The organism is Roseococcus microcysteis (assembly GCF_014764365.1).
Classification (GTDB): Bacteria; Pseudomonadota; Alphaproteobacteria; order Acetobacterales; family Acetobacteraceae; genus Roseococcus; species Roseococcus microcysteis.
In genome coordinates, this window is sequence record NZ_CP061718.1 from 1,910,918 (window position 1) to 1,933,948 (window position 23,031).

Genomic DNA, 23,031 nt, shown 5'->3' on the forward strand with positions numbered 1-23,031 from the left:
GTGATGGGATAGCAATTTCTCCAGAGATTGCCGACGGAGCCCCCATGCCCAGCGCCGAAATCCTGCTCTTCCCGCAGCGCGCCCCCGCCGAACCCACGCCCGAGGACCGGCTCCGCCATGCCCTCGCCGCGCTGGACGCCGCGTTGGAGGAGCAGCGCGCCGCCGTGGCGGCGTTCCAGTCCAACCTGGGCGAGTTGGGCGGTGCTGTCGCGGGGCTGGAGAACAGCCTGCGCAAATACGCCTGCCAGCTCACCGCCACCCATGGCGACGCGCTGGCCGTGCAGGAGGAGGCCCGCAAGCTGGAAGAAAACGCCGCGGCCTGGATGCGGAACCTCGCGCCCTAACCCCCGAAGCGCCGATTGTCCCCGGGCCGGAGGCGCAGCCCCGGGCGCAGCGCCGTGAAGGGCAGCGTGGCAGGGTCCGCCACCACCGGGCCAGGTGCCGCCGCCACCAGCACCGCCGCGGCGATGGGCTGGAAATGCGCCCGGAAATGCACCGAGGACTTCACGGCCACGATCCGTTCCGCCGCCGGCTCCACGCCCAGGTGGCGGAACACCGCCTGGTCATGCGCCTGCATCTTGCGCGAGACGATCACCACCCGCACCTTCCCCACCCGCAGCAGCGCCGTCAGCCCAAGATTGGCCGGGTTCCCCTGCCCCATGGGCCCTTCCAGGGTGAAGCGGCCGTCCGACAGCTTTTCCACGACCCCCGTCACGCGCAGGGGCACGCCATCGCTCTTGCCGCCGAGGTCCAGCGTCACCGTCGCCCCCTCCCCTGCCGCGTGGCAGGCGGCGGCGGCTTCCGCGTCGTTCATGGGGGCCAGCGCGGCGGGTGCCCCCTGGCGCAGCAGCTCCGCCAGCAGCCCGGTGGTGTCGCCATGCCCGCCGCCGCCCGGATTGTCCTGGGTGTCGGCGATGATGACGGGCTTGCCCGCCCCGTCCGAGAGGCGCAGCGCCTCGGCCACGGCGGCGTCGGCCTCCATCACGCCGCCGGTGAAGGCGGCCTCGCGCGACGTGATCTCCCGCGCCAGGGCATCGGCGGCTTTCTCGGCGGCATCCTGCGTCTCGGCCCAGCAGGCGATGGCCTGGCCGCAGCCGGGGAAATCCGCATAGGGAAAGCCGAAACAGTAGCCGAGTTCGACGACGCCGGCTTCCAGCCGCGCACGCGCCTCCATGACACCCGACATGGGCTCGACCATGGTGCATTGGCTGGTGATGGGGATGAGGAAATCCAGCTCCCGGAAAGCCAGCGCCCAGGGCGCGCCGCGGCGGATGCGCGCCAGCAGCAAGTCGGTCGCGCGGCGGCCTACGGCGCGCATGTCCACATGCGGATAGGTGCGGTAAGGCACCAACACATCGGCGCATTCGGCCATGAGCCGCGTCATGTTGGCGTGCGGGTCGAGCGTCGCGGCGATGGGGATGTCCGGCCCCACCACGGCGCGGGCGCGGCGCAGCAATTCGCCCTCGGCATCGGGGAAGTCGTCGCTGACCATGGCGCCGTGCAGGTCGAGGAAGACGCCGTCCAAGGGCGCCTCGTCCAGCGCGTCGGAGAGTGCCGCCAGGATCAGCGCCGACAGCCGCTCGAAGGCCGCGCGCGTTACCGGGCCGGCGGGGTTGGCGAAGGCCCAGGCCAGCGGCGCGATGGTGGCGCCGGCCGCATCACAGGCCGCGATGGCGCCGGCGGCGCAGGCGGAGGTGGGGCGCAGCCCTTCCACCAGTTCGTCGCGGTGCAGCAAAGGCGGCAGGCCGCCGGGCTTCAGGAAATCCTCCCAACCCGTGGCGCGCGGGGCGAAGGAATGGCTTTCGTGCAGGAAGCCGCCGATGGCGATTCTCATTGCGCCGCCTCCAGGATGGCATCGGCCAGCACCAGCAGCCCCGCCTCGGCCCATTCGGGGGTGATGCTCTCGGCCTCGTTGTGGGAGAGGCCGCCATGGCAGGGCACGAAGATCATGGCGGTGGGCACGCGGCGCGCGACATAGACGGCATCATGGCCGATGCCGGTCGGCATCTCCTTGGCCGCCAGGCCGCGCCGCGCGACCGAGGCGCGCAAATGCCCGAGCAGCGCCGCGTCGAAGCGGATGGGCGGCGAATGCCAGAAATCGGTCACCGTGATGGTCACGTCCCGCGCCGCCGCGATCGCCGCGGCCCGCGCGCGCAGCGCCTCGCCCATGGCGTCGAGCTGCGCGGGGTCGCCATGGCGGGTGTCCACGCTGAACCAGACCCGGCCGGGGGCGACGTTGCGGCTGTCGGGATGCACCATGATCCGCCCCACCGTGCCGCGGCCGAGTTCGCCATCGGGGGCGCGGGCGGCAAGGGCGATCTCCTCCACCGCCGCGACCAGGTGACTGGCCGCCACCAGCGCATCGCGCCGCCCGGTCATGGCGCTGCCGCCATGTGCCTCGGCGCCCTCCACCACCACATCATACCAGCGCTGGGCCAGCGCATGGGTCACGATGCCGACGGACTTGCCCTCGCGCTCCAGCACCGGGCCCTGCTCGATGTGCAGTTCCAGGAAGGCGGCCATCTCGGGCAGCGTGTCCTCGCCGCGCCAGCCGATGCGGGAAAGTTCCGCGCCGAAGCTCACGCCGGAGGCGTCGGTCGTCTCCAGCACCTGCTCGGGCGGGAAGATACCCATGGCCGCGCCGCTGCCCATCATGGGGGGCGAGAAGCGGGCGCCCTCCTCATTGGTGAAGTTCACCAGCATCAGCGGCGCCTCGGTCTCGGCACCGGCCTCGTGCAGGGCGCGCAGCACCTCGAGGCCGGCCAGCACGCCCAGCACCCCGTCAAACTTCCCGCCCGTGGGCTGGGTGTCGAGATGGCTGCCGAAGCCCACCGGCTTGCGCGACGGGTCACGCCCCGGCCGCAGCAGCGCCATGTTGCCGAAGGGGTCGAGGTGGAGGGTGCAGCCCAGCGCGGTCGCGCGTTCCGCCAGCCAGGCGCGGGCCTCGCCGTCGAGGTCCGTCAGGGACTGGCGGTTGCAGCCGCCGCGCGGGGTGCCGCCGATTTGCGCCACCTCGTGCAGATCCGCCCAGAGGCGGGCGCCGGAGAGGGGGATGTTTCGCATCAGGCCCGCCTCCGATCGCCGCAGGGCGCAGCGCAGCGAAGCCCGGAGGCGTGAATCAGCGGCATCAGCATGTTTCCACCCCGCACCACTCGGCCATGGCCAGCGCGATGCTGCGCGTGATGCCGTGCACGCTTTCCACGCCCACATTCTCGTCAATGCCATGGATGTCCTGCGCGTCCGGCCCGAACACGGCGCAGGGCGTGCCCTGGTACAGCACGTAGTGACGCCCGTCGGTGAGCCCCGTGGCCGGGTAGTCGCGCAGGGTGCCGCCGGTCGCCTCGGCATGGGCGCGGCGGGCCAGGGCGCTGATCGCGCTGTCCTTCGGAAAGGCGCAGGGGTCCGCCATGAAGCCCTTGAATTCCAGCTTCACCTGGGCGCCGCGCAGGCGCTCATGCTGGCTGGCCTGGGCCACCAGGCGCTCGATGTCGCGCTTGGTCTCGGCCGCCGTGTAGCCCAGCATGACGCCGACCCGCAGACCGATGCGGCAGCGCGTAGCCACGCTGCTGTTCCACTCCCCGCCCTCGATGGTACCGAGGTTCACATTCACCGGGTGGTTCACCCCATGGAATTCGGGGGCGATGTGCTCGGCGCGGTTGCGCTCGGATTCATAGTCCTTGAAGGCGGCGGCGATGATCTGCGCGGCCTCGATGGCGTTCACCCCCGCCTGCATGTCGCGCACATGGGCCGGGCGGCCGCTGACCGTGACCCAGGCCCAGACCACGCCCACCTCGGCGGTGTAGAGCGCATCCACCCCCGGCCCGGGTTCGGGGATGATCACGGCGTCGGGCTTGGGCAGGGCCAGCATGGCGGCGAGCGCACCATTGCCGGTGCATTCCTCCTCGATCACGGCGGCCATCTGCACCTCGGCGGCCGGCTGCAGCCCGGCGCGGCGCATCGCGGCGAAGGCCATGGCATAGCTGACGATGCCCGCCTTCATGTCGCCCGCGCCCCGGCCATAGACGCGGCCGTTGCGGATGGCCAGCGCATAGGGCGGCGTCTCCCACATATCCGCCGCCCCCTCGGGCACCACGTCCACATGGCCTTGCAGCAGCAGCGACCGGCCGGAAGCGGCGCGCGGGCGGTGGATGGCCGCCACGTTGTCGCGGCCCGTATAGGGGATCAGCGGTGGTGAGAGTCCCGGATGGCCGGCCATCGCCTCCGGGTCCGTCGGAATGCGGAAGGGGTCGAGGCCGAGATGGCGGTACAGCCGCTCCATCTCGTTCAGCGCCCCCGCCTCATTGCCGAGGGTGGAGGGGCAGCGCACCAGGCGAAACAGCCAGTCCAGGCTTTCGTCACGCAGGGAATCGCAGGCGTCGAGGATGGCGCGCCGGGCGCCGGGATCGAGAGAGGGCATCGGCCCAGCACACCAGCGCCCCGCCGTGTTGTCGAGGGGCCGGCCGGTGTTACCGTGCCCCCATGAAAGCCTTTCACGATCCGGGCGAGGCCGCCCACCACCCCCGCTTCTTCCTCATGCGCGGGGCGTTGCGCCCGAATTTCGAAATCCCGGCCCGCGCGGCCTCCCTCCGCGAAGGGCTGTCCCGCCTGGGCCTGGAACCGCAGGCGGTGGCGCCCGCCGGCATGGCCGAACTCGCCCGGCTGCACAGCCAGCCCTATCTGGACTTCCTGGAATCCGCCGCCGCCGAATGGGCCGCCCTGCCCGAGGCCGGGCCCGAGGTGGTGGCCAACATCCACCCCACGCCCGAGATGCTGGAACAGGCGCAGCTTTCGCCCACCCACATCACCGCCCGCACCGGCGTCTTCACCGCCGACACGGCCTGCCCCATCGGCCCGGGCACCTGGGATGCGTCGCGCGGGGCCGCCGCCTGCGCCCTGGCCGCGGCCGATGCGGCGGCGGCGGGGGGCGACGCCTATGCCCTCTGCCGCCCGCCCGGCCACCACGCCTATGCCGCGCGGGCGGGCGGGCATTGCTACATCAACAACTCGGCCCTGGCCGCGCAGCGGCTGCGCGATGCCGGTGCGGCGCGCGTGGCCGTGCTCGACATTGACAGCCACCATGGCAACGGCACCCAGGGCATCTTCTGGGAGCGGCCGGACGTGCTGACCATCTCCCTCCACGCCGACCCCTCCCGCTACTACCCCTGGTATGTGGGCTTCGCGGGCGAGACGGGCGGCGGCGCGGGGGCGGGCTTCAACCTCAACCTGCCCCAGCCCTTCGGCACCGGCGACGAAGGGTGGCTGGCCGCGCTGGAACAGGGCCTGGCCACCATCCGGGGCTTCGCGCCGGACGCGCTGGTGGTGGCGCTGGGCTTCGACGCCAGCGAGCATGAGCCACTGGCCGCGCTGAAGGTCACGGCCGACGGCTTCGCCCGCGCGGGCCAGGCCATCGGCGCGCTCAACCTGCCCACCGCCATCTGCCAGGAGGGCGGCTACAATTGCGACATCCTGGGTGACCTGCTGGCCCGTTTCCTGTCAGGCTTCGGCCGATGAACACGAACAACCCGCTGATCCTCGACACGCACATTGACATCCGCTGGCCCGAGCCGCCGGACTGGCTCACCCACACCGACCGCTGCGTGGACCTGCCCAAGATGCGCGAGGGCGGCATGTCCGCCGCTGTCTTCATCGCCTATGTCGCCCAGGGCCCCCGCGACCATGTGGGCCACGCGGCCGCCGCCGCCCGCGCCGAGGCCATGCTGCGCCACATCCGCGACCGCGCGGACGGCACCACGGCCCGCTTCTGCGCCACCCCGGACGAGGTGGAGGCGGCCTTCGCCGCTGGCGTGCCCGCCGTGCTCTCGGCCGTCGAGAACGGCTACGCCATGGGGCATGACCTGGGCCGCATCGCGCTGTGGCGGCGCCTGGGCGCCATCTACCTGACGCTGACCCATGACGGGCACAACGCGCTCTCCGACAGCGCCCGCCCCCGCAAGAATCTGGGCGATGCGGAGGAGGAGCATGGCGGGCTGACCGCACTCGGCCGCGCCGCCATCGCGGAGATGAACCGCGTCGGGCTGATGCTGGACTGCTCGCACGTGTCGAAGGCCGGCATGATGCAGGCTTGCGAGATCTCCCGCGTGCCCGTCGCCGTCACCCACACCGCCTGCGCGGCCCTGAACGCCCACCCCCGCAACCTGGATGACGAGCAGCTGGACGCCATCCGCGCCTGCGGGGGCGTGGCGCAGATCACGGCCGTGGCCTCCTTCCTGAGACCCGCGCCCCCCAACGGCGCCGCCCAGGCCACCGTGGCGGACCTGGTGGACCATGTGGAACATGCGGTGCGGCGCATCGGCCTCGACCATGTCGGCATCTCCTCCGATTTCGACGGGGGCGGCGGTGTGCAGGGCTGGATGCATGCGGGGGAAAGTGCCGCCATCACCGCCGAACTGGCCCGGCGCGGCTATGGCCCGCGCGAGATCGGGCTGCTCTGGTCGGGCAATTTCCTGCGGGTCTGGCGCCAGGTTCTTCGCCACGTGACATGAGCGCAACGTCTTGCGCCGGGGGCCGCAGCGTGCATATGCAGCGTCCGGACAAATAGCCGACCATTCAACGGGGGATATGGCCTGATGCGCCTTGCGGTCCTGAAGGAGACGAAACCCGGCGAAAGCCGAGTGGCGGCGACGCCCGAGACGGTGAAGAAACTCATCGCCCTCGGTCTCGATGTCACGGTGCAGCAGGGCGCGGGCCTGGCCTCCGGCCTGCCGGACGCGGAATATGCCGCGGCCGGCGCCACCATGGCCCCCGATGCCGCCACGGCGCTGGCCGGTGCCGCCATCGTCTTCGCTGTCCGCGCCCCCGAGGCCACCCTGCCCCAGGGCGCGCTGCTGCTGGGCACGCTCCAGGCCGATGCCGCCGCCGCCCAAGGCTTCGCGGCGGCGGGCGTGGATGCCTGCGCCATGGAACTCCTGCCGCGCATCACCCGCGCGCAGAGCATGGACGTGCTCTCCTCCCAGGCGAATTTGGCGGGCTACCGCGCCGTGATCGAGGGTGCGGGCGCCTTCGACCGCGGCTTCCCCATGCTGATGACGGCGGCCGGCACGGTGCCCGCCGCCAACGTCTTCGTGATGGGCGCGGGGTGGCGGGGCTACAGGCCATCGCGACCGCCCGACGTCTCGGCGGCCGCGTCTCGGCCACCGATGTCCGCCCCGCCGCCAAGGAGGAGATCAAGTCCCTCGGCGCCAGCTTCGTGGGCTATGAGGATGAGGAAAGCCGCGCGGCCCAGACCGCCGGCGGCTACGCCAAGCAGCTTTCCGCCGAATTCTACGCCAAGCAGGCCGAGGTGGTGGCTACCCATATCGCCAAGCAGGATGTGGTGGTCTGCACGGCCCTGGTGCAGGGCCGGAAGGCGCCGACCCTCGTCACCGAAGCGATGGTCGCCTCCATGAAGCCCGGCAGCGTCATCGTGGACATCGCGGCCGATGCCGGCGGCAATTGCGCGCTGACCAAGCCCGGCCAGTCCTACCTGACGGACAATGGCGTGAAGATCCTGGGCTTCACCAATTGGCCCGGCCGCATCCCCGCCGCCGCCAGCGCCCTCTACGCGCGCAACCTGCTCACCTTCCTGACCACCTTCTGGGACAAGGACGCGAAGGCGCCCAAGCTGCCGCCCGAGGACGACATCGTCCAGGGTGTCACGCTGACGCGCGGCGGCGCCGTGGTCCACAAGATGTTCGCCCCCGCGTCCTGACGGAGACCCCCATGAGCACCCAGACGGAACTGGCCAACCGCGCCGCCGAGCTTTCGGCCCGCGCCGCCGAGCTGGCGGACTTCGCCCGCCGCGCCGCCGAGGCCACGGCCCCCGTGGCCCAGGTGGTGGAACCCTTCCTGCTGATGCTGACCATCTTCCTGATGGCCTGCTTCGTTGGATATTACGTGGTGTGGTCGGTGACGCCCGCGCTGCACTCCCCGCTGATGGGCGTCACCAACGCCATCTCCTCCGTGATCGTGGTGGGCGGCATCCTCGCCGCCGCGGCGGCCGAGAGCGACGCGGCCCGCCTCTTCGGCGTGCTGGCCGTCACCCTCGCTTCGGTGAACATCTTCGGCGGCTTCCTGGTGACGCGCCGCATGCTCTCCATGTTCCAGAAGAAGAAGGGCTGAGGCAGCCATGGCCACCATCGCCACCCTCGCCTACCTCGCCGCCTCGGTCCTGTTCATCCTGGCACTGCGCGGGCTGTCCCACCCCGAGACCTCACGCCAGGGCAACCAGTACGGCATGATCGGGATGGGCATCGCCATCCTGGCGACCATCCTGAACTCCGGCATGGATTTCGGCGGCTTCGTCCTGATCATCGCGGGCATCGCCATCGGCGGCTCGATCGGCACGATCATCGCGAGCCGCATCCAGATGACCTCGCTGCCGCAGCTGGTGGCCGCCTTCCACTCGCTGGTGGGCATGGCGGCCGTCTTCGTGGCGGCGGCGGCCCTCTACTCGCCGCAGAGCTTCGGCATCGGCGTGCCGGGCGACATCAAGGGCGCGTCCCTGCTGGAGATGTCGCTGGGCCTGGCCATCGGCGCCATCACCTTCTCGGGCTCGGTCATCGCCTTTCTCAAGCTGGATGGCCGCATGTCGGGCGCGCCCATCCTCTTCGCGAACCAGCACAAGCTGAACGCGGGGCTGGGCATCCTGCTGCTGCTGCTGGTGATCCTCTTCGTCGCCACCGGCTCGCCCACCCTGTTCTGGATGATCGCGATCCTGGCCTTCGGCCTGGGCTTCCTGCTCATCATCCCCATTGGCGGCGCCGATATGCCCGTCGTGGTGTCCATGCTGAACAGCTACTCCGGCTGGGCGGCGGCGGGCATCGGCTTCACCATCGGCAACCTGCTGCTGATCGTGACCGGCGCGCTGGTGGGCGCCTCGGGCGCCATCCTCTCCTACATCATGTGCAAGGGGATGAACCGCTCCATCATCAACGTGCTGCTGGGCGGCTTCGGCAGCGAGAGCGGCGCGGCGGCGGCCGGCGGTAGCGCAGACCGTGCGCCCGTGAAGGCCGGCAGCCCCGAGGACGCGGCCTTCATCATGAAGAATGCCGGCAAGATCATCGTGGTGCCCGGCTATGGCATGGCGGTGGCCCAGGCCCAGCAGGTGGTGCGCGAAATGGCGGACCTGCTGAAGAAGGAGGGCGTGGAGGTCTCCTACGCCATCCACCCGGTCGCCGGCCGCATGCCCGGCCACATGAACGTGCTGCTGGCCGAGGCGAACGTGCCCTATGACGAGGTGCATGAGCTGGAGGAGATCAACCCCGAATTCGCCGAGGCCGACGTGGCCTATGTCATCGGGGCCAATGACGTGACCAACCCGGCCGCCAAGACCGACAAGTCCAGCGCCATCTACGGCATGCCCATCCTGGATGTGGAGCGCGCCAAGACGGTGTTCTTCGTGAAGCGCGGCATGGCCAGCGGCTATGCCGGTGTGGAGAACGAGCTGTTCTTCCGCCCGAACACCATGATGCTGTTCGGCGACGCGAAGAAGGTGACGCAGGAGATCGTGCAGGCTTTGCAGCGCTGAGGCGCTGCAAAGCTTTTTTGTGCCCTCAGACGCGTCGTGCCGAAGGCACGCCTCCGGCGTGACGCGGCGGCTCCGCCGCCTTGGCTTTCGCCGCGCCGCTGGAGCGCGGCCGGTACGGTCAGTTGGGCGGCGCCGGCCGCTGTGCGGCCGGATCCTTCATAGCCAGCTCTGAACGTCTTGGGGGCGCTCCTCTCTGGGGGCGCCCCTTTCCATTTCCGGCCTAACGCAAAAAGGGCGCCCACCCGAAGGTGGCGCCCTGTCCGCGTGCGATATCAGGCAGAAAGGGGAGCTTTAGAAGCCCTCGCGCTCCAGCCGCTTGCGCTCCACCTTGCGGGCGCGGCGAACGGCTTCGGCGGCCTCACGGGCGCGACGCTCGCTCGGCTTTTCGTAGTGGCGGCGAAGCTTCATCTCGCGGAACACACCCTCGCGCTGCAGCTTCTTCTTGAGCGCCTTGAGCGCTTGATCAACATTGTTGTCCCGGACGACGACTTGCACGCGGGCGAATCTCCTGTTGGCGCTCTGGCCGATCAACGTGGAAAAGGCCCGCGGGCAAGAACGCCCCGTGCCGTGCGAAGCAGATAACACAAGCACCCCCCTCGCGCAAACCCCTTTCCTGTGGCCAAACGGTGCCGACGGAGGTTCGCATGGCCATTCTCAAGATCGCCCGCATGGGCCACCCGGTGCTGCTGGGCGAGGCCGAGCCGGTGCCCGACCCCACCGCCCCCGAGATGCGCCGCCTGGTGCGCGACATGGCCGAGACGCTGGCCGATGCCGGCGGCGTGGGCCTGGCGGCACCGCAGGTGCATGTGCCGCTGCGCCTCTTCCTCTGGCGCGACGGGCCTGCGCTGAACGTGCTCTTCAACCCCGAGCTGACACCGCTGGACGACGCCATGGAGCTGGGCTGGGAGGGCTGCCTCTCCATCCCCGGCCTGCGCGGCCAGGTGCCGCGCTTCTCCCGTATCGGCTGGTCCGGGCAGGATGCCGAAGGAAATCACGTCACGGGCGAGGCGGAGGGCTTCGCCGCCCGTGTTCTTCAGCATGAGAATGACCATCTGAACGGCATCTTCTACCTGATGCGCATGGAGGACCTTTCGATGCTCGGCTTCACCGAGGAACTCGCCCGCGCGGCCGAAGCCGCGCGCGGAGATGCGCCATGACCGACGAGGCCCTGATCCTCGCCGCCATCGCCCAGGCCAACCACATCGGCTGGACGCGCGAGACGCTGCGCCGCGCCCTGGAGGACCAGGGCGAGCCCGCCGAGATGCTCGACAATGCCTTCCCCCGCGGCGTGGCGGGCGCGGTGGAGGCCTGGTGCGCGCTGGCCGACCGCCGCATGGAGGAGGAGGCCGCCGCCGAGGACATGACCGCGCTCCGCACCCCCCAGCGCATCCGCCGCGTCATCGAGCTGCGCCTGCGCGCGGCCGAGCCGGACCGCGAGGCGCTGCGCGCCGCCACCGCCCTGCTGGCCCTGCCCTGGAACCTCCCCGTGGCGCTGCGCTGCACGGCCAACACGGCGTCTTCCATCTGGTATGCGGCCGGCGACAGCTCGGCCGACTTCTCCTGGTACACGCGCCGCGCCACCGTCGCCGCGATTTACGCCGCCACCCTGGCCTATTGGCTGCGTCCCCAGGCGCCGGAGCTGGAAGAAGTGCTTGAATTCCTTGATCGGCGCCTTTCGGAGCTACCCAAACCCAAGGCAAAACAACAACATGCATGAAGAGGCTTCGCGCGGGGATGAGTTCCCTGTAAAGCTTCAGCGGGATGCCGAGTCGCGTGCCCAAAGGGCGGCTTCAAGGCAGGGGATCTTTCTTTCGGGGGATAGCGCCATGGCGCGCAAATTCATGCTGTTGGGCGGCATCGCGGCCGCCATGGCGGTGCCGAGCCTGGCACTCGCAACCTGCCTTCGGCCGGCGGAAAGGACCGCCTTCGACATCCGCGCGCTGCAAAGCCAGCTGATGGTCGTGGCGCTGTCCTGCCAGCAGCACGACAGCTACAACGCCTTCGTGACGCGCTTCCGCAGCCAGCTGGGCGAGGCGCATCGCGGGGTCACGGGCTACTACCAGCGCGCCTCGGGCCGTCAGGCGCAGCGCGAGATGGACCAGTACATCACGAACCTGGCCAACAACCAGATGCAGGTCGGCATCACCCAGGGCTCGCATTTCTGCCAGAACCAGCTGCCGCTGTTCCAGCAGGCGATGGGGGCCTCCTCGCTCGCGGACCTCGCGGCCATCACGCAGCGGGCCAGCATTCCGCAGCCCATCACCACCGACAACTGCCCTGTGCCGCCGGCGCGGCAGCAGCGGGCCAGCGCGACGCGCTGAGCAGGGCTTGTTCCTGAGGGGCATTTCGCCCCACGACATGAAGGCGGTCCTCACGGGCCGCCTTTTTTTGTGCGCCTGCGGCAAGGGCGGCCTGCAAACGAAAAGGGGCGCCTTTCGGCGCCCCTTCCCAAGTCCAGCCTTGGAATTCCCTGCGATTAGCGCAGGACGATTTCCACGCGGCGGTTCTGCGGCTCGCGCACGCCCTGGGCGGTCGGGACAAGCGGACGATCGAAGCCGAAGCCCTGGATCGTGATCTCGTTCCGGTTGATGCCACGGCGCACCAGCTCGGCGGCCACCGCCTCGGCGCGACGCACCGACAGACGCTGGTTGTAGGCGGCGGCACCGGTGCGGTCCGCGTGGCCCGAGACCTCGATGCGGGTCGAGGACACGGTGCGGGCGTTGGTGGCGGCCTCCGCGATGATCTGGCGGGCGCGGTCGGTCAGGTCGGCACGATCCCAGTCGAAGAACACCAGGAAGGTGCGGGCCGGGGCCGGGGCCGGGGCGGGCGCCGGAGCCACGACCGGCGCGGGCGCCGGCGTGTTGAAGGCGTAGCGCAGACCAACGAGCACCGAGTGGTTGTAGTTCTCGGAGCGGAAGGTGCTGCGGCTCGTCGTCACGCCCGCGTTGTTCACGGTGGCGTAGGTCAGCGACGGCGCCAGCGTGCCCATGAAGCGGTATTCGGTGGTCAGCGCCAGGCCGGGCAGCAGGGCGTCGAGGCCGACAGCGGCACCCACGATCGCCTGGTAGGCGAAGCGGCCGTCACGGTCGTTCGAACGCAGCGAGCCGCCGGGGAAGTTGGCGCGGATGCTGCTGTTGTCGGTCCACTGGTAACCGGCACCAACACCCACATACGGGGTGATGTTGAAGCCACCGAAGTCCATGCCCAGCGGGATGTCGTAGAAGGCATTGCCCATCACGCCATACTGGTAGCGGTTGCCCGACACGCTGCCGGCGCGCACCGCGTTGATCGCGTAGCGGTGCGGCTCGTTCCAGCGGAAGCTGCCCTCGATCTCGGCACGGATGCCGTTGCCGAAGCCCCAGCCGACGCTGCCGACCGCGACCACGCCGATGTTGTCCGAGTTGGACACGCGGACGCCGGGCGCCACCGCCGAGGAACGACCCTCGAGGAAGTTCGCGCCAACGCCGGCACCCACATAGAGGCCGGTGACCGGCATGGTCTGGGCCTGGGCGGCGGCCACGGGCAGCGACAGCACGGTCGCCGCGAGAAGGGCCTTCTTGAAGCTCATCTTTGCTTCTCCTTGAAACACGCTTGTTATCCGGTCGCGGCGTGAGAGACCCATGACGAGCACCACCATCCCGCTGCGTAGTATGACAATAACACCGGGCATCGGTTAGTTGTAGCACCCTGTCGGGCATTTCGCGCACATGTGGCAGAAACACCACAGTCATCATGGCGCCCAGGCAACAGGTGGTTCATCTACCAGCCACCCGGCCGCCAGCTCTTTTCGAAGGAAGATATTTTCCCCAACGGAAGCAACAGGTTGGCGTGGCCGAGCTTACGTCCCGCCCGCGCCTCCTCCTTGCCGTACCAATGGGCCACCACCTGCGGTGCGGCGACCATCTCCGGCCAGGCGGCCAGCCCCTCGGGGCCGACCAGGTTCCGCATCACCGAATCGGCGTGCCGGGTTGCAGGGCCCAGGGGCAGCCCAACCACCGCGCGAACATGCTGCTCGAACTGCCCGCACAGGCAGGCATCCATCGTCCAATGGCCGGAATTGTGCGGTCGCGGCGCGATTTCATTCCCCAGCAGGGTTCCATCGGCCAGCAGGAACATCTCCAGCGCCACGATTCCCACGAGGTCCAGCGACTCGGACACGCGGCGCACATTCTCCCGCGCCGCCGCCGCCGTGGCGTCCGTCACCCGCGCGGGGGCGAAGGACAGGTCCAGGATGTGGTGGCGGTGATGGTTCTCCACCGCGTCATAGACCACGACCGACCCATCCGCCCCCGCGCCGCGATGGCCGAGACCTCGCCCGCGAAGGGCACGAAGGCCTCCAGGATCAGCGGCTTGGGCTCCAGCCGCGCATAGGCGGGGGCGATGTCCTCCGGCGTGCGGAGCACCGCCTGGCCGCGCCCGTCATAGCCCATGCGCGTGGTCTTGAGCACGGCGGGCAGGCCGATGCGCGCCACGGCTGCGTGCAGCTCGGCCTCGCTGCCCACCTCGGCCCAGGGGGCGACGGGCACGCCGGCCTCGGTCAGGAAGCGCTTCTCCCGCACCCGGTCCTGGCCGATGGCCAGCACGCCCAGGCCGGGGCGGCAGGGCACCCTGCCCTCCAGCGCGGCCAAAGTCGCAGCGGGCACGTTCTCGAATTCGAAGGTGACGACATCCACCTCGGCGGCGAAGCGGTGCAGCGCCGCCACATCTTCATAAGGAGCCACCGTGCGGGCGGCGGCCACCTGCATGCCGGGCGAATCGGAATCCGGCGCATAGACATGGGCGCGGTAGCCCAGGCGCGCCGCGGCCATGGCGCTCATCCGCCCCAACTGCCCGCCGCCCAATATGCCGATGGTCGAGCCCGGCGGGAGCGGTTCAGGCCGGGTCATGCGGCACGCCCTCGGTCTGGGCCGCGCGCCAGGCGGAAAGCCGCGCCGCCAGCGCCGGATCGGACAGCGCCAGGATGGACGCCGCCAGCAGCCCCGCATTGATGGCACCCGCCCGGCCGATGGCCAGCGTTCCCACCGGAATGCCACCCGGCATCTGCACGATGGAGAGCAGCGAATCCATGCCCTTCAGCGCATGGGATTCCACCGGCACGCCCAGCACAGGCAGCGCCGTCATGCTGGCCGCCATGCCGGGCAGATGCGCCGCCCCGCCCGCGCCCGCGATGATGACCTTGAGCCCCCGCCCCGCCGCGCCGCGCGCATAGTCGAACAGGCGCTCGGGCGTGCGGTGGGCCGAGACCACCCGCGTCTCGTGCGGCACGCCGAGCGCGGTGAGCGTCTCGGCGGCGTGGCGCATCGTCTCCCAGTCGGAGCGGCTGCCCATGATGACGCCCACCAGGGGCGCGATGTCGTTGGTCACGCGATGATATCCGGCACCAATTGGCTCTCCAGCCAGGCGATTTCGTCCTTCAGCTTCAGCTTGCGCTTCTTGAGGCGCACGAGCTGGAGCTGGTCGCCGATGCTGCCATCCAGCCGTGCGATCACCGTGTCCAGGTCCCGGTGTTCGCTGCGGAGTTCATGCAGGCGGCGCAGCAGGGCTTCGCGGTCTTCGAGCATCACGTCCTGAGGCCACCCCTGGTTTCAACCGGGCCCGTTAACGCAAAAAACATCGCGCCGTGGGCAGGCTTCGGGATAGCATGCCAGGGCGGCGGTGCAACAGCAGCACTGGCCTGCACCCGGGCCGCATGGACGGTTCCGCCATGCGGCATTTCCCGCCTCCGGCCCCGCCGGCGGCGCCCCGGGAAGGAGCCCACGGATGGAAGAGGATACGCGATGATCCATGCCCCGAGGCTGAATGCCCTGGAGACCCGTCACGCCAACCTTGAGCAACGTATCGCGCAGGAAGGTGCCCGCCCGCGCCCGGATGACGGGGCACTGGCCCGTCTGAAGCGGGAAAAGCTGCAACTCAAGGAAGAAATGGAGCGTCTGCGCCGCATGAACTAGCGGCGCTGGGCTCTACTCCGCGTCGCTGGCCACCGGCAGCGGCGCGGGGACCGCCTTGCCTTCGGCCTTCAGCCGCTCCTGCGCGGCCGTCACCGCCACGTTCAGCGCGCTCTGCGTGCACAGCCCCAGGATCACGGGGTCGCGTGCCTTGATGTTCGGGCTGTTCCAGTGCGTCTTGTCCCGCACCTTCTCGATGGTTTCCTTGGTGGTGCCCAGCAGCTTGGCCACCTGCGCGATGGACAACTCCGGATGGTTCCGCAGCAGCCAGGCGATGCCGTCCGGGCGATCATTGCGCTTGGCCACCGGGGTATAGCGCCCGCCCTTGCCCCGCGCCTTCGACTGCGGCACGGCGTTCGGCGCCAAGGAAAGCCGCGCGGAGGTATCGGCCTCGCAGCGCGCGATATCCTCGCGGGAGACCTGCCCATTCGCCACGGGGTCATAGCCGATGATGCCCTGCGCCACCTCGCCATCCGCGATGGCCTGCACCTCCAGCGGGTGCATCTGCACGAAATCCGCGATCTGCTCGAAGGAGAGGGAGGTCTTCTCGATCAGCCACACGGCGGTGGCCTTGGGCATGAGGGGTTGGGCCATGGGTCATCCGTCAGGTCGGCGCCCGGAAAAGGACACCATCAGAATTGCTGCGCGCGCCGCGGGGCACGCACCCGAAGCAAGCACACGGGGGGGCACGCGGCCGACTGTGAGAAGCCCTATAGTGGCAGGCCCGCATGGGGCCAAGCCCTGAAACGAAAGCCCGTCGCCATGCTCGATGAAGATGCGCCCTCGAAACCACAAAAACACTTCGTCCCGGCGGCGCTGGCCGAATGGTCGGAAGCGGATCTGCGCCACTACATCACGCAGTTGCAGGCCGAGATCACGCGCGCCGAACAGGCCATCGCGGCCCGCGCCTCCCAGCGGCAGGCGGCGGAGGCCTTCTTTCGACGCGGGACATGAAAAAGGCCGGGGGTCGCCCCCCGGCCCGGTCACCTCAGGCCTCAGGCGGCCTGCTGTTCCAGCACCGGCCGCGCCGCCGGGGCCGCCGCCTCGATGGCGATGCGGCGGGGCTTCAGCGCCTCCGGCACCTCGCGCTTCAGCGCCACATGCAGCAGGCCGTTCTCCAGCCGCGCGCCCTGGACCACGAGGTGGTCGGCCAGGACGAAGCGGCGCTCGAAGGCGCGGCCGGCGATGCCGCGATGGATGTAGCGGCGCTCACCCGGCTGCTCGGCCGCCTTGCCGCTGATGTGCAGCGTGTCCTCGCGCAGCACCACCTCGATGTCCTCGGGGCCGAAGCCGGCCACGGCCATGGTCAGCACATAGCTGTCATCGCCGGTCATCTCGATGTTGTAGGGCGGGTAGGCCTGGGCCTCGGGCTGGAGGCGCGCGCCGTCCAGCATGCGGGCGAAGCGGTCGAAGCCGATCGCGGTGCGGAGAAGGGGGGAAAAATCAACAGCGTTCATCGCTGAACCTCCTGCGAAAGCAAGGTCCGTGTTTGGCGGCCATCCGTGGCGCCCCACCAGGGCGGCGCCGCTTCCGGTCCACGCCGGGGCCCATCAGGCACCCCGGCAACGCAGGAGGTATTTTTCCGTGCTCCCCGTTTCAAGGGGGGGCGCGCGGCGGGTCTTACTTCTTCTTGCCCATGCCGATGCCGGCGAACTTCTTGTTGAACTTCGCCACCTGGCCGCCGGTGTCCATGATGCGCTGCACGCCGGTCCAGGCCGGGTGGCTCTTGGGGTCGATGTCGAGGCGCAGCGTGTCGCCCGGCTTGCCCGCGCAGGTCCGGGTCGTGAAGGTCGTGCCGTCGGTCATGATGACGTTCAGCTCATGATAGGCGGGATGGGTGTCGGACTTCATGGCGCGGCTCTCGGGAATGCGGCAGGCCGCGATGGCGGCCCGGCCGTGGATGGGGGGCCATAGGACATCCCCCCGCCGCATGCAAGTCACGGCATGCGCGTGGCAGCCTTAACCAAAGCCTCACCCCTGCCAGGGCATAGCTGCCGGGGCAGGAGGTGGCCATGCCGGCTGGCGCCGTGGCGAACAGGGATGAGCTGGAACGGCTGGTGGCGGCGCTGGAGCGCAGCGGCCTCGCCGAAAGCCGCGACGACATCGCGGCGTTGCTGGCGCAGTCCAAGGCCCTGCTCGGCACCCCCACCCCCCCGCCCGGCCGGCCGCGCCGCCGCGCGCGGGTCAGCGCGCGGGGCAAGCTGCGCGCCCTTGTGCTGCTGCTGCTCGATGCCGTGGCCGCCATGGCCACCCTCTATGGCGCGGCGGGGCTGGGTTTCGAGACCATGGAGGCGCTGGAAGGCGCGCTTGCCCTGGCCGCCGGGCTCGGCTGGGCCTTGTGGCGCTGGGGCGGGCTGCCCGCCCTGCTGGCCGAGGCCCTGTTCCGCCTGCGCTACGCGCTGCGCTGGGCCGGGCTCTGGCTGGCCGAGCCCTTCAGCGACCGCGCCTATGAGGCGCTGGAAACCCTGCTCGACGCGCGCGAGGTGATGCGCGGCTGGCGGGCCCATCGCCGCACCCTGCCCCCCAACCACGGCCTGCGGGATGTCGAGGCCTGGCTGCGCGCCACCTACGGCCCCCGCATCGCCATCCGCTTCGCCCGCGCGGCCGAGGAGCGCCGCGCCGGCCAGCCCGGCTGGACCCTGCGCGGCGGCCAGGCCAGCGGCCCCCGCGCCCCGTGCCGCCCAGCCGGATGATGCGCTGGTCCTCCCTCATCACCCTCTTCGAGGCGACGGCCGCGGGAGGCGCGCTCTGGGCCACCGACCCGCCGCCCGCGCCACCGCCCGTGGCCCCGCCCGCCCTGCCGCCCCTCGCCGCGCCCCCTGTCGCGGCCGAGCCGCCCGAGCACCTGCAACGGCGCCTGGACCTGCGCGAATTGATCCGGAAGAAGCGCCAGGACATCACCACCGCCTATGGCTGGAAGCTCAAGACCGAGGCCGAGATCGCGCAGCGCGACAACTACCTGAACGAACTGCGCGCCGAGATCGCGGCCCTGGAGAAGGAGCTGGCCGCGCTGGGCGGCCCGCCCGCCTGACGCCCAGGCTACCCCTTCTTCGGCGGCGGGAAGCAATGCTCCGGCCCCGGAAAGCGGCGCGCGCGCACATCCTGGGCATAGGCCTCCGCCGCCGCCGTCACCTGGGTGGACAGCTCCGCATAGCGTTTCACGAAGCGCGGCGTGAAGTCGCGGAACAGGCCCAGCACGTCATCCGTCACCAGGATCTGCCCGTCGCAGGCGGCGGAGGCGCCGATGCCGATGGTGGGCACGGGCAGCGAAGCGGTGATGGCAGCCGCCACCGGCTCCACCGTGCCTTCCAGCACCACGGCGAAGGCGCCGGCCTCCGCGATGGCCGCGGCGTCGCGCGCCACGCCGGCGGCCTCCTCCTCCGAACGGCCGGTGGCCTTGAAGCCGCCCGCGGTGTTCACCGCCTGGGGCATGAGGCCGACATGGCCGCAGACCGGCACGCCGCGCGTGGTGAGGAAGCGCACCGTGGCCGCCATCTCCTCCCCGCCTTCCAGCTTCACCGCATCGGCGCCCGTTTCGGCCAGGATGCGCGCGGCGTTGCGGAAGGCCTGTTCGGGGCTTTCCTGGTAGGTGCCGAAGGGCATGTCCACCACGACGCAGGCCCGCCGCGCGCCACGCACCACGGCGGCGCCATGGGCGATCATCATCTCCAGCGTCACGGGCAGGGTGCTGTCGAAGCCATAAACGACCATGCCCAGCGAATCCCCCACCAGCAGCAGGTCCACATGCGGGTCGAGCAGCTTCGCCGTCTGCGCCGTATAGGCGGTGAGGCAGACCAGGGGCTCGCCCCCCTTGCGCGCGCGGATTTGTGGCGTGGTGATGCGCTTCATTGTGTTCCTCCCTTTGGCGTTGCCGCTTCCTTGTAGGGGGCCTGAGCCAAGCGAGACATCACCCCCGGCGCATGGGAGCCAACACCCGGTGTGGCGCGGCGCGCCGCTTGCATGGCACCCCCCGCATTGAAAGGCTTGCCCCATGAGCACCACGCTCGACGCGCCCCGCCCTCGCGACATGATGCACCTGGCCACACGCTCCGATGCACGCGGGGCGGCGCGGGCCGTGGTGCACCTTGCCTTGATCCTGGGCAGCGCTGCCTTGATCGCGGTCTCTCCGGGGGTGCTGGTGGTACCGGCCATGCTGCTGGCGGGCATCATCCAGGCGGCACTCTTCGCGCCCTTCCACGAAACCTCGCACTACACGGCCTTCAAGTCCCGCCGCGCCAATGCGGTGGTGGGCTGGATCAGCGGGCTGCCGGCTTTGCGGAACTGGCACTACTATCAGCAATTCCACCTGGCCCATCACAAGCACACCCAGGACGCGGAGCATGATCCGGAACTCATGCTGCCCCCGCCCGCCAGCTTCGGAGAGTACGTGACGCGGATGCTGGGCCTCGCCTATTGGCGCGCGCAGTTCGAGGTCTGGCTGGCAGCCTGGCGCGGCGACATGCGCGCCTATCCCTTCCTGCATGAAGCGACGGCGCCGCGCGTCATCGCCTCGGTGCGCGCCTCCTCGGCGCTGACGGTGGCGCTGGCATTGATGGCGGGGCTGGTGTTCGGCTGGGCCGCGCTGTTCTGGTTCTGGATCGGCCCGCAGATCCTGGGGCAGGTCGTGCTGCGCCTCTATCTGCTGACCGAGCACACGGGCTGCTCGGAGGATTCGAACGGCCTGACCAACACCCGCACCATGTTGACCAACCCCGTGGTGCGGCTGCTGATGTGGAACATGCCCTACCACGCCGAGCACCACCTCTACCCCTTCATCCCCTTCCACCGGCTGGCCGAGGCGCATCACGTGCTGAAGGACCGCCTGGCCCATGTGGACCAGGGCTATGCCGCCTGGCACCGCGACCACATCCGCAAGCTCCGCGACGGAACCCACGCATGACCGACTGGCCCACCGCCCAGGGCGAATTCCACCTGGGTGATTTCCCCCTCCATCGCGGCGGCGTGCTGCGGGATGCGAAGCTGGTCTGGCGCAGCCATGGCACGCTCTCGCCCGCGCGGGACAATGTGGTGCTCTACCCCACCTCCTATTCCGCGCAGCACCCGGACCTGGAATGGCTGATCGGGCCGGAGGGCGTGCTGGACCCGACGCGCTGGTTCATCGTGATCCCGAACATGTTCGGCAACGGGCTGTCCACCTCGCCCAGCAACAGCGCGGATTGGCCGGAGCTTGTCACCTCCTGGGACAATGTGGCCGCGCAGAAGCGGCTGATGGAGGAGGTCTTCGGCGTCACGCATCTGCACGCCGTCTATGGCTGGTCCATGGGCGCGCAGCAGGCCTATCACTGGGCCGCGGCCTATCCGGAGGCGGTGTCGCGCATCATCGTGAATTGCGGCTCCGCGCGGACTTCCGTCCACAACCGCATCTTCCTGCAAAGCCTGATCGCGGTGCTGGAGGCGGCACCCGAATACCTGGGCGATGGCCGCTTCTCGTCCCATCCCGCGCGCGCCATGAACGCCTTCGGCCGCATCTATGCGAGCTGGGCGCTCAGCCAGGATTTTTACCGCGCGAACCTGCACCTGACCGCGCTGGGCGCGCCGGATCTGGAAACCTTCCTCCGCCGCGACTGGGTGGAGCGCTTCAGCCGCCGCCCCGCCGCCGACCTGCTGGCGCATCTCCGCACCTGGGAGGCCGGCGACATCGCCGATGGCGGCGACCTGCCGGCCGCGCTGCGCGCCATCCAGGCGCGCGTGCTGCTCATGCCGGGTGCGACGGACCTCTATTTCCGCGTGGCCGACAACGAGGCCGAACTGCCCCATCTGCGCCACGCCGAACTGCGGCCCATTCCCAGCATCTGGGGCCACCGCGCCGGCAACCCCCAGCCCATTCCGGAGGACACCGCCTTTATCCGCGCGCAGGTGCGGGATTGGTTGGAAAGAAGCTAACCCTCGAGAATGGCGCAGGCGCGCACCGGGCTGCCGGTGCCGCCCGCGATCTTCAGCGGCAGGGCGATGAAGCGGAACCGCCCCTTGCCCACCACCTTGTCGAGGTTCACCACGCCCTCGTAATGCGTGAAGCCCATGTCGCGGCAGACATGATGGACCTCGAAATTGTTGCGCCCCGGCCGGCCGGGGCTGACGCTCTCCACCGTGAAGGCGGTGATGCCCTTTTCCCCCAGCCAGGTGGCGCTTTCCTTCGTCAGTCCGGGGAAGTCGGTGATGTAGCCCTCGGTGCCCGCCGCGCGCGCGTAGAAGCCGGTGTAGAGCAGCACCGTGTCGCCCTTGCGGATCTCCACGCCCGCCGCGCGCTCCGCGGCTTCGAGGTGCGCGATGGTGATGTCCGTCCGGTCGGGCACATGCGTCAGGTCGAGGCACACCGCTTCGGTGAAGAAGGTCTCCAGCGGCATCTCGTCAATCGTCTTCGCCCCCGGCCGCGCGTCGAAATGCACCGGCGCGTCCACATGCGTCCCGCCATGGTCGCCCATATGCAGCACCATGGTGGCCGAGGAGAATTCATACCCGTCCACCACGCGCTTCTCGTCATGGGTGCTGAAGGGATAGACCTCGATCGTCGGGTGGTTCACCAGGCGCTGCATCTTGTGGGTGATGGTGCGGCTGAGGTCGATCAGTTTCATCGCGCGGGCTCCGGAGTGAATAGGCGCCGATGCTGGCCCCGCATCCGGTGCCGCGCAACACGGGCGCCTAGCCCGCCCGCAGCACCTCGCGCAGCAGCGGGTTGGGAAAGCGGCGCGGCAGCGTCACCGCATGGAAGGGCTGCACCAGGCCGGGCAGGCGCTCGCCTTCCTCCAGCTCGCCCGAGGCGAGTTCGTCACGCACCACGATGGGCGGCAGCACGGCGAGCCCCACGCCCTCGCGCGCGAGCAGCCGCATCATGGCCATGTCATCCACCTCGGCCGCGATCTGCGGCGTCACGCCCAGCCTTTCGCGCAGCGCCTCGAAGCCCGCGCGCAGCCCGCTCTCGGGCGCGGGCAGGATCAGCGGCGCGCCGGCCAGCCGCGCCGCCAGCCCCACCCGCCCGGCAAACAGCGCGGGGCGGCCCACCAGGCTGACGGGTTCCTCCGCCAGGCGGTGCGCCACATAGGGGCCGGAAGGCGGCTCGCTGGTCAGCACCACGTCGAGGTCGAGCGCCGTGAGGTCCCGCAGCAATTCCGCCATGCCGCCCGAGCGCAGCACCACCTCCACCCCCGCCCGCCCCAGCACGGGCCGCAGGAAGGCCAGCTGGAAGTTCCGCGACAGCGTGGCCAGCGCGCCCACGCGCAGCAGGCGCGGGCTCTGCCCGGACTGGCGCAGCGTGGCGAGCATTTCCTCGCCGGCGGCGAAGATCACCTCCGCATGGGCCAGGGCGATGCGCCCAGCCTCGGTCAGCACCAGCCGGCGGCCGCTGCGCTCGAACAGGGCCTGCCCCAGCCTGTCCTCCAGCGCGCGGATCTGCGCGGACAGTGCGGAGGGTGCCAGGTTCAGCGCGGCGGCGGCGCGGGTCAGGTGCCCCTCGCGCGCCACGGCGCGGAAGTAGCGGAGGTGGTGGTAGTTCAGCTCGGCCATTCATTCGTTCTGAACGAACGTTTTGGTCGAAACAATGTC

Annotated in this window: 28 protein-coding genes and 2 pseudogenes; 15 read left to right on the forward strand and 15 right to left on the reverse strand. The window is 70.2% G+C overall.

Features of this window, described 5'->3' with window-relative positions; genetic code table 11:
- Positions 1-44: 44 nt before the first annotated feature.
- Positions 45-344 (forward strand): hypothetical protein, encoded by a 300-nt coding sequence (locus ICW72_RS09185; RefSeq protein WP_191085912.1) that lies wholly within the window; start codon positions 45-47, stop codon positions 342-344.
- Here ICW72_RS09185 and ICW72_RS09190 read toward each other — a convergent pair.
- The 3 genes from ICW72_RS09190 to ICW72_RS09200 form a co-directional block, all read right to left on the reverse strand.
- Positions 341-1,834 carry a M81 family metallopeptidase gene (locus ICW72_RS09190; RefSeq protein WP_191085913.1) on the reverse strand — a complete coding sequence of 498 codons (1,494 nt, stop codon included), beginning with the start codon at positions 1,832-1,834 and terminating at the stop codon, positions 341-343. The two genes, ICW72_RS09185 and ICW72_RS09190, sit on opposite strands and share 4 nt — an antisense overlap.
- The gene (locus tag ICW72_RS09195; RefSeq protein WP_191085914.1) at positions 1,831-3,063 is read right to left on the reverse strand and encodes a Zn-dependent hydrolase; all 1,233 of its coding nucleotides are present in this window, start codon (positions 3,061-3,063) and stop codon (positions 1,831-1,833) included. The genes ICW72_RS09190 and ICW72_RS09195 overlap by 4 nt, the downstream gene beginning before the upstream one ends.
- 64 nt (positions 3,064-3,127) lie before the next feature.
- Positions 3,128-4,417 (reverse strand): ArgE/DapE family deacylase, encoded by a 1,290-nt coding sequence (locus ICW72_RS09200; protein ID WP_191085915.1) that lies wholly within the window; start codon positions 4,415-4,417, stop codon positions 3,128-3,130.
- Positions 4,418-4,479: 62 nt separating this feature from the next.
- On the opposite strand from ICW72_RS09200, the gene ICW72_RS09205 reads away from it, so the two are divergent.
- The 5 genes and pseudogenes from ICW72_RS09205 (at position 4,480) to ICW72_RS09225 (ending at position 9,526) form a co-directional block, all read left to right on the forward strand.
- Positions 4,480-5,511, forward strand: a complete 1,032-nt coding sequence (locus ICW72_RS09205; protein WP_191085916.1) for a histone deacetylase family protein — start codon at positions 4,480-4,482, stop codon at positions 5,509-5,511.
- On the forward strand, positions 5,508-6,503 hold the full coding sequence (locus tag ICW72_RS09210; RefSeq protein ID WP_191085917.1) for a dipeptidase: 996 nt from the start codon (positions 5,508-5,510) through the stop codon (positions 6,501-6,503). Before ICW72_RS09205 ends, ICW72_RS09210 begins: the two co-directional genes overlap by 4 nt.
- 84 nt (positions 6,504-6,587) lie before the next feature.
- Positions 6,588-7,708 (forward strand): annotated as a pseudogene (locus ICW72_RS09215) (NAD(P) transhydrogenase subunit alpha).
- An 11-nt stretch (positions 7,709-7,719) separates the two neighbouring features.
- The gene (locus ICW72_RS09220) at positions 7,720-8,118 is read left to right on the forward strand and encodes an NAD(P) transhydrogenase subunit alpha (RefSeq protein WP_184386160.1); all 399 of its coding nucleotides are present in this window, start codon (positions 7,720-7,722) and stop codon (positions 8,116-8,118) included.
- A 7-nt stretch (positions 8,119-8,125) separates the two neighbouring features.
- Positions 8,126-9,526 carry an NAD(P)(+) transhydrogenase (Re/Si-specific) subunit beta gene (locus tag ICW72_RS09225; protein WP_191085918.1) on the forward strand — a complete coding sequence of 467 codons (1,401 nt, stop codon included), beginning with the start codon at positions 8,126-8,128 and terminating at the stop codon, positions 9,524-9,526.
- A 291-nt stretch (positions 9,527-9,817) separates the two neighbouring features.
- On the opposite strand, the gene rpsU is transcribed toward ICW72_RS09225, so the two are convergent.
- Positions 9,818-10,021, reverse strand: a complete 204-nt coding sequence (gene rpsU, locus ICW72_RS09230; RefSeq protein WP_019459559.1) for a 30S ribosomal protein S21 — start codon at positions 10,019-10,021, stop codon at positions 9,818-9,820.
- Positions 10,022-10,170: 149 nt separating this feature from the next.
- Between rpsU and def the strand changes: the two genes are divergently transcribed.
- The 3 genes from def (at position 10,171) to ICW72_RS09245 (ending at position 11,847) form a co-directional block, all read left to right on the forward strand.
- On the forward strand, positions 10,171-10,683 hold the full coding sequence (gene def, locus ICW72_RS09235; RefSeq protein ID WP_191085919.1) for a peptide deformylase: 513 nt from the start codon (positions 10,171-10,173) through the stop codon (positions 10,681-10,683).
- Entirely contained in the window at positions 10,680-11,243 is a 564-nt protein-coding gene (locus ICW72_RS09240; RefSeq protein ID WP_191085920.1) for a COQ9 family protein, read from the forward strand. Before def ends, ICW72_RS09240 begins: the two co-directional genes overlap by 4 nt.
- Before the next feature lie 109 nt (positions 11,244-11,352).
- A complete protein-coding gene (locus ICW72_RS09245; protein WP_191085921.1) occupies positions 11,353-11,847 on the forward strand; it encodes a hypothetical protein in 495 nt (164 codons plus the stop codon).
- Positions 11,848-12,002: 155 nt separating this feature from the next.
- On the opposite strand, the gene ICW72_RS09250 is transcribed toward ICW72_RS09245, so the two are convergent.
- The 5 genes and pseudogenes from ICW72_RS09250 to ICW72_RS09265 all read right to left on the reverse strand — a co-directional run bounded on the left by ICW72_RS09250 (position 12,003) and on the right by ICW72_RS09265 (position 15,087).
- Positions 12,003-13,094 carry an OmpA family protein gene (locus ICW72_RS09250; RefSeq protein ID WP_191085922.1) on the reverse strand — a complete coding sequence of 364 codons (1,092 nt, stop codon included), beginning with the start codon at positions 13,092-13,094 and terminating at the stop codon, positions 12,003-12,005.
- Positions 13,095-13,285: 191 nt separating this feature from the next.
- Positions 13,286-13,567, reverse strand: coding sequence for a hypothetical protein (locus tag ICW72_RS21210; protein WP_456300189.1), 282 nt, complete (start codon positions 13,565-13,567; stop codon positions 13,286-13,288).
- Between the two features lie 33 nt (positions 13,568-13,600).
- A pseudogene (locus ICW72_RS21215) lies at positions 13,601-14,511 on the reverse strand (5-(carboxyamino)imidazole ribonucleotide synthase); the annotation flags it as partial.
- Complete coding sequence (gene purE / locus ICW72_RS09260) at positions 14,399-14,854, reverse strand: 5-(carboxyamino)imidazole ribonucleotide mutase (protein WP_191086202.1); 456 nt, start codon at positions 14,852-14,854, stop codon at positions 14,399-14,401. The gene purE and the pseudogene ICW72_RS21215, both read right to left, overlap by 113 nt.
- 32 nt (positions 14,855-14,886) lie before the next feature.
- Positions 14,887-15,087, reverse strand: a complete 201-nt coding sequence (locus ICW72_RS09265; protein WP_184386167.1) for a YdcH family protein — start codon at positions 15,085-15,087, stop codon at positions 14,887-14,889.
- A gap of 216 nt (positions 15,088-15,303) precedes the next feature.
- On the opposite strand from ICW72_RS09265, the gene ICW72_RS09270 reads away from it, so the two are divergent.
- On the forward strand, positions 15,304-15,474 hold the full coding sequence (locus tag ICW72_RS09270) for a YdcH family protein (RefSeq protein ID WP_184386168.1): 171 nt from the start codon (positions 15,304-15,306) through the stop codon (positions 15,472-15,474).
- Between the two features lie 12 nt (positions 15,475-15,486).
- On the opposite strand, the gene ICW72_RS09275 is transcribed toward ICW72_RS09270, so the two are convergent.
- Entirely contained in the window at positions 15,487-16,065 is a 579-nt protein-coding gene (locus tag ICW72_RS09275; protein ID WP_184386169.1) for a DUF1013 domain-containing protein, read from the reverse strand.
- Positions 16,066-16,233: 168 nt separating this feature from the next.
- Between ICW72_RS09275 and ICW72_RS09280 the strand changes: the two genes are divergently transcribed.
- Entirely contained in the window at positions 16,234-16,425 is a 192-nt protein-coding gene (locus ICW72_RS09280; protein WP_191085923.1) for a DUF1192 domain-containing protein, read from the forward strand.
- Positions 16,426-16,466: 41 nt separating this feature from the next.
- Here the strand turns inward: ICW72_RS09280 and ICW72_RS09285 are convergent, their stop codons facing one another.
- On the reverse strand, positions 16,467-16,928 hold the full coding sequence (locus tag ICW72_RS09285; RefSeq protein WP_191085924.1) for an Hsp20 family protein: 462 nt from the start codon (positions 16,926-16,928) through the stop codon (positions 16,467-16,469).
- Positions 16,929-17,091: 163 nt separating this feature from the next.
- Complete coding sequence (rpmE, locus tag ICW72_RS09290) at positions 17,092-17,322, reverse strand: 50S ribosomal protein L31 (RefSeq protein WP_191085925.1); 231 nt, start codon at positions 17,320-17,322, stop codon at positions 17,092-17,094.
- A 161-nt stretch (positions 17,323-17,483) separates the two neighbouring features.
- Between rpmE and ICW72_RS09295 the strand changes: the two genes are divergently transcribed.
- Together ICW72_RS09295 and ICW72_RS09300 are read left to right on the forward strand one after the other, a co-directional pair.
- A complete protein-coding gene (locus ICW72_RS09295; protein ID WP_191085926.1) occupies positions 17,484-18,164 on the forward strand; it encodes a hypothetical protein in 681 nt (226 codons plus the stop codon).
- Positions 18,146-18,502, forward strand: coding sequence for a hypothetical protein (locus ICW72_RS09300; RefSeq protein ID WP_191085927.1), 357 nt, complete (start codon positions 18,146-18,148; stop codon positions 18,500-18,502). The genes ICW72_RS09295 and ICW72_RS09300 overlap by 19 nt, the downstream gene beginning before the upstream one ends.
- Positions 18,503-18,510: 8 nt before the next feature.
- Here the strand turns inward: ICW72_RS09300 and panB are convergent, their stop codons facing one another.
- Complete coding sequence (panB, locus tag ICW72_RS09305) at positions 18,511-19,320, reverse strand: 3-methyl-2-oxobutanoate hydroxymethyltransferase (protein WP_191085928.1); 810 nt, start codon at positions 19,318-19,320, stop codon at positions 18,511-18,513.
- A 142-nt stretch (positions 19,321-19,462) separates the two neighbouring features.
- On the opposite strand from panB, the gene ICW72_RS09310 reads away from it, so the two are divergent.
- Together ICW72_RS09310 and ICW72_RS09315 are read left to right on the forward strand one after the other, a co-directional pair.
- Positions 19,463-20,371 carry a fatty acid desaturase gene (locus ICW72_RS09310; RefSeq protein WP_191085929.1) on the forward strand — a complete coding sequence of 303 codons (909 nt, stop codon included), beginning with the start codon at positions 19,463-19,465 and terminating at the stop codon, positions 20,369-20,371.
- Positions 20,368-21,375, forward strand: a complete 1,008-nt coding sequence (locus ICW72_RS09315; RefSeq protein WP_191085930.1) for an alpha/beta fold hydrolase — start codon at positions 20,368-20,370, stop codon at positions 21,373-21,375. Before ICW72_RS09310 ends, ICW72_RS09315 begins: the two co-directional genes overlap by 4 nt.
- Here the strand turns inward: ICW72_RS09315 and ICW72_RS09320 are convergent.
- Positions 21,372-22,064 (reverse strand): cyclase family protein, encoded by a 693-nt coding sequence (locus tag ICW72_RS09320; RefSeq protein WP_191085931.1) that lies wholly within the window; start codon positions 22,062-22,064, stop codon positions 21,372-21,374. The two genes, ICW72_RS09315 and ICW72_RS09320, sit on opposite strands and share 4 nt — an antisense overlap.
- Positions 22,065-22,131: 67 nt before the next feature.
- Positions 22,132-22,992 carry a LysR family transcriptional regulator gene (locus ICW72_RS09325; RefSeq protein ID WP_191085932.1) on the reverse strand — a complete coding sequence of 287 codons (861 nt, stop codon included), beginning with the start codon at positions 22,990-22,992 and terminating at the stop codon, positions 22,132-22,134.
- Between the last annotated feature and the right edge of the window lie 39 nt (positions 22,993-23,031).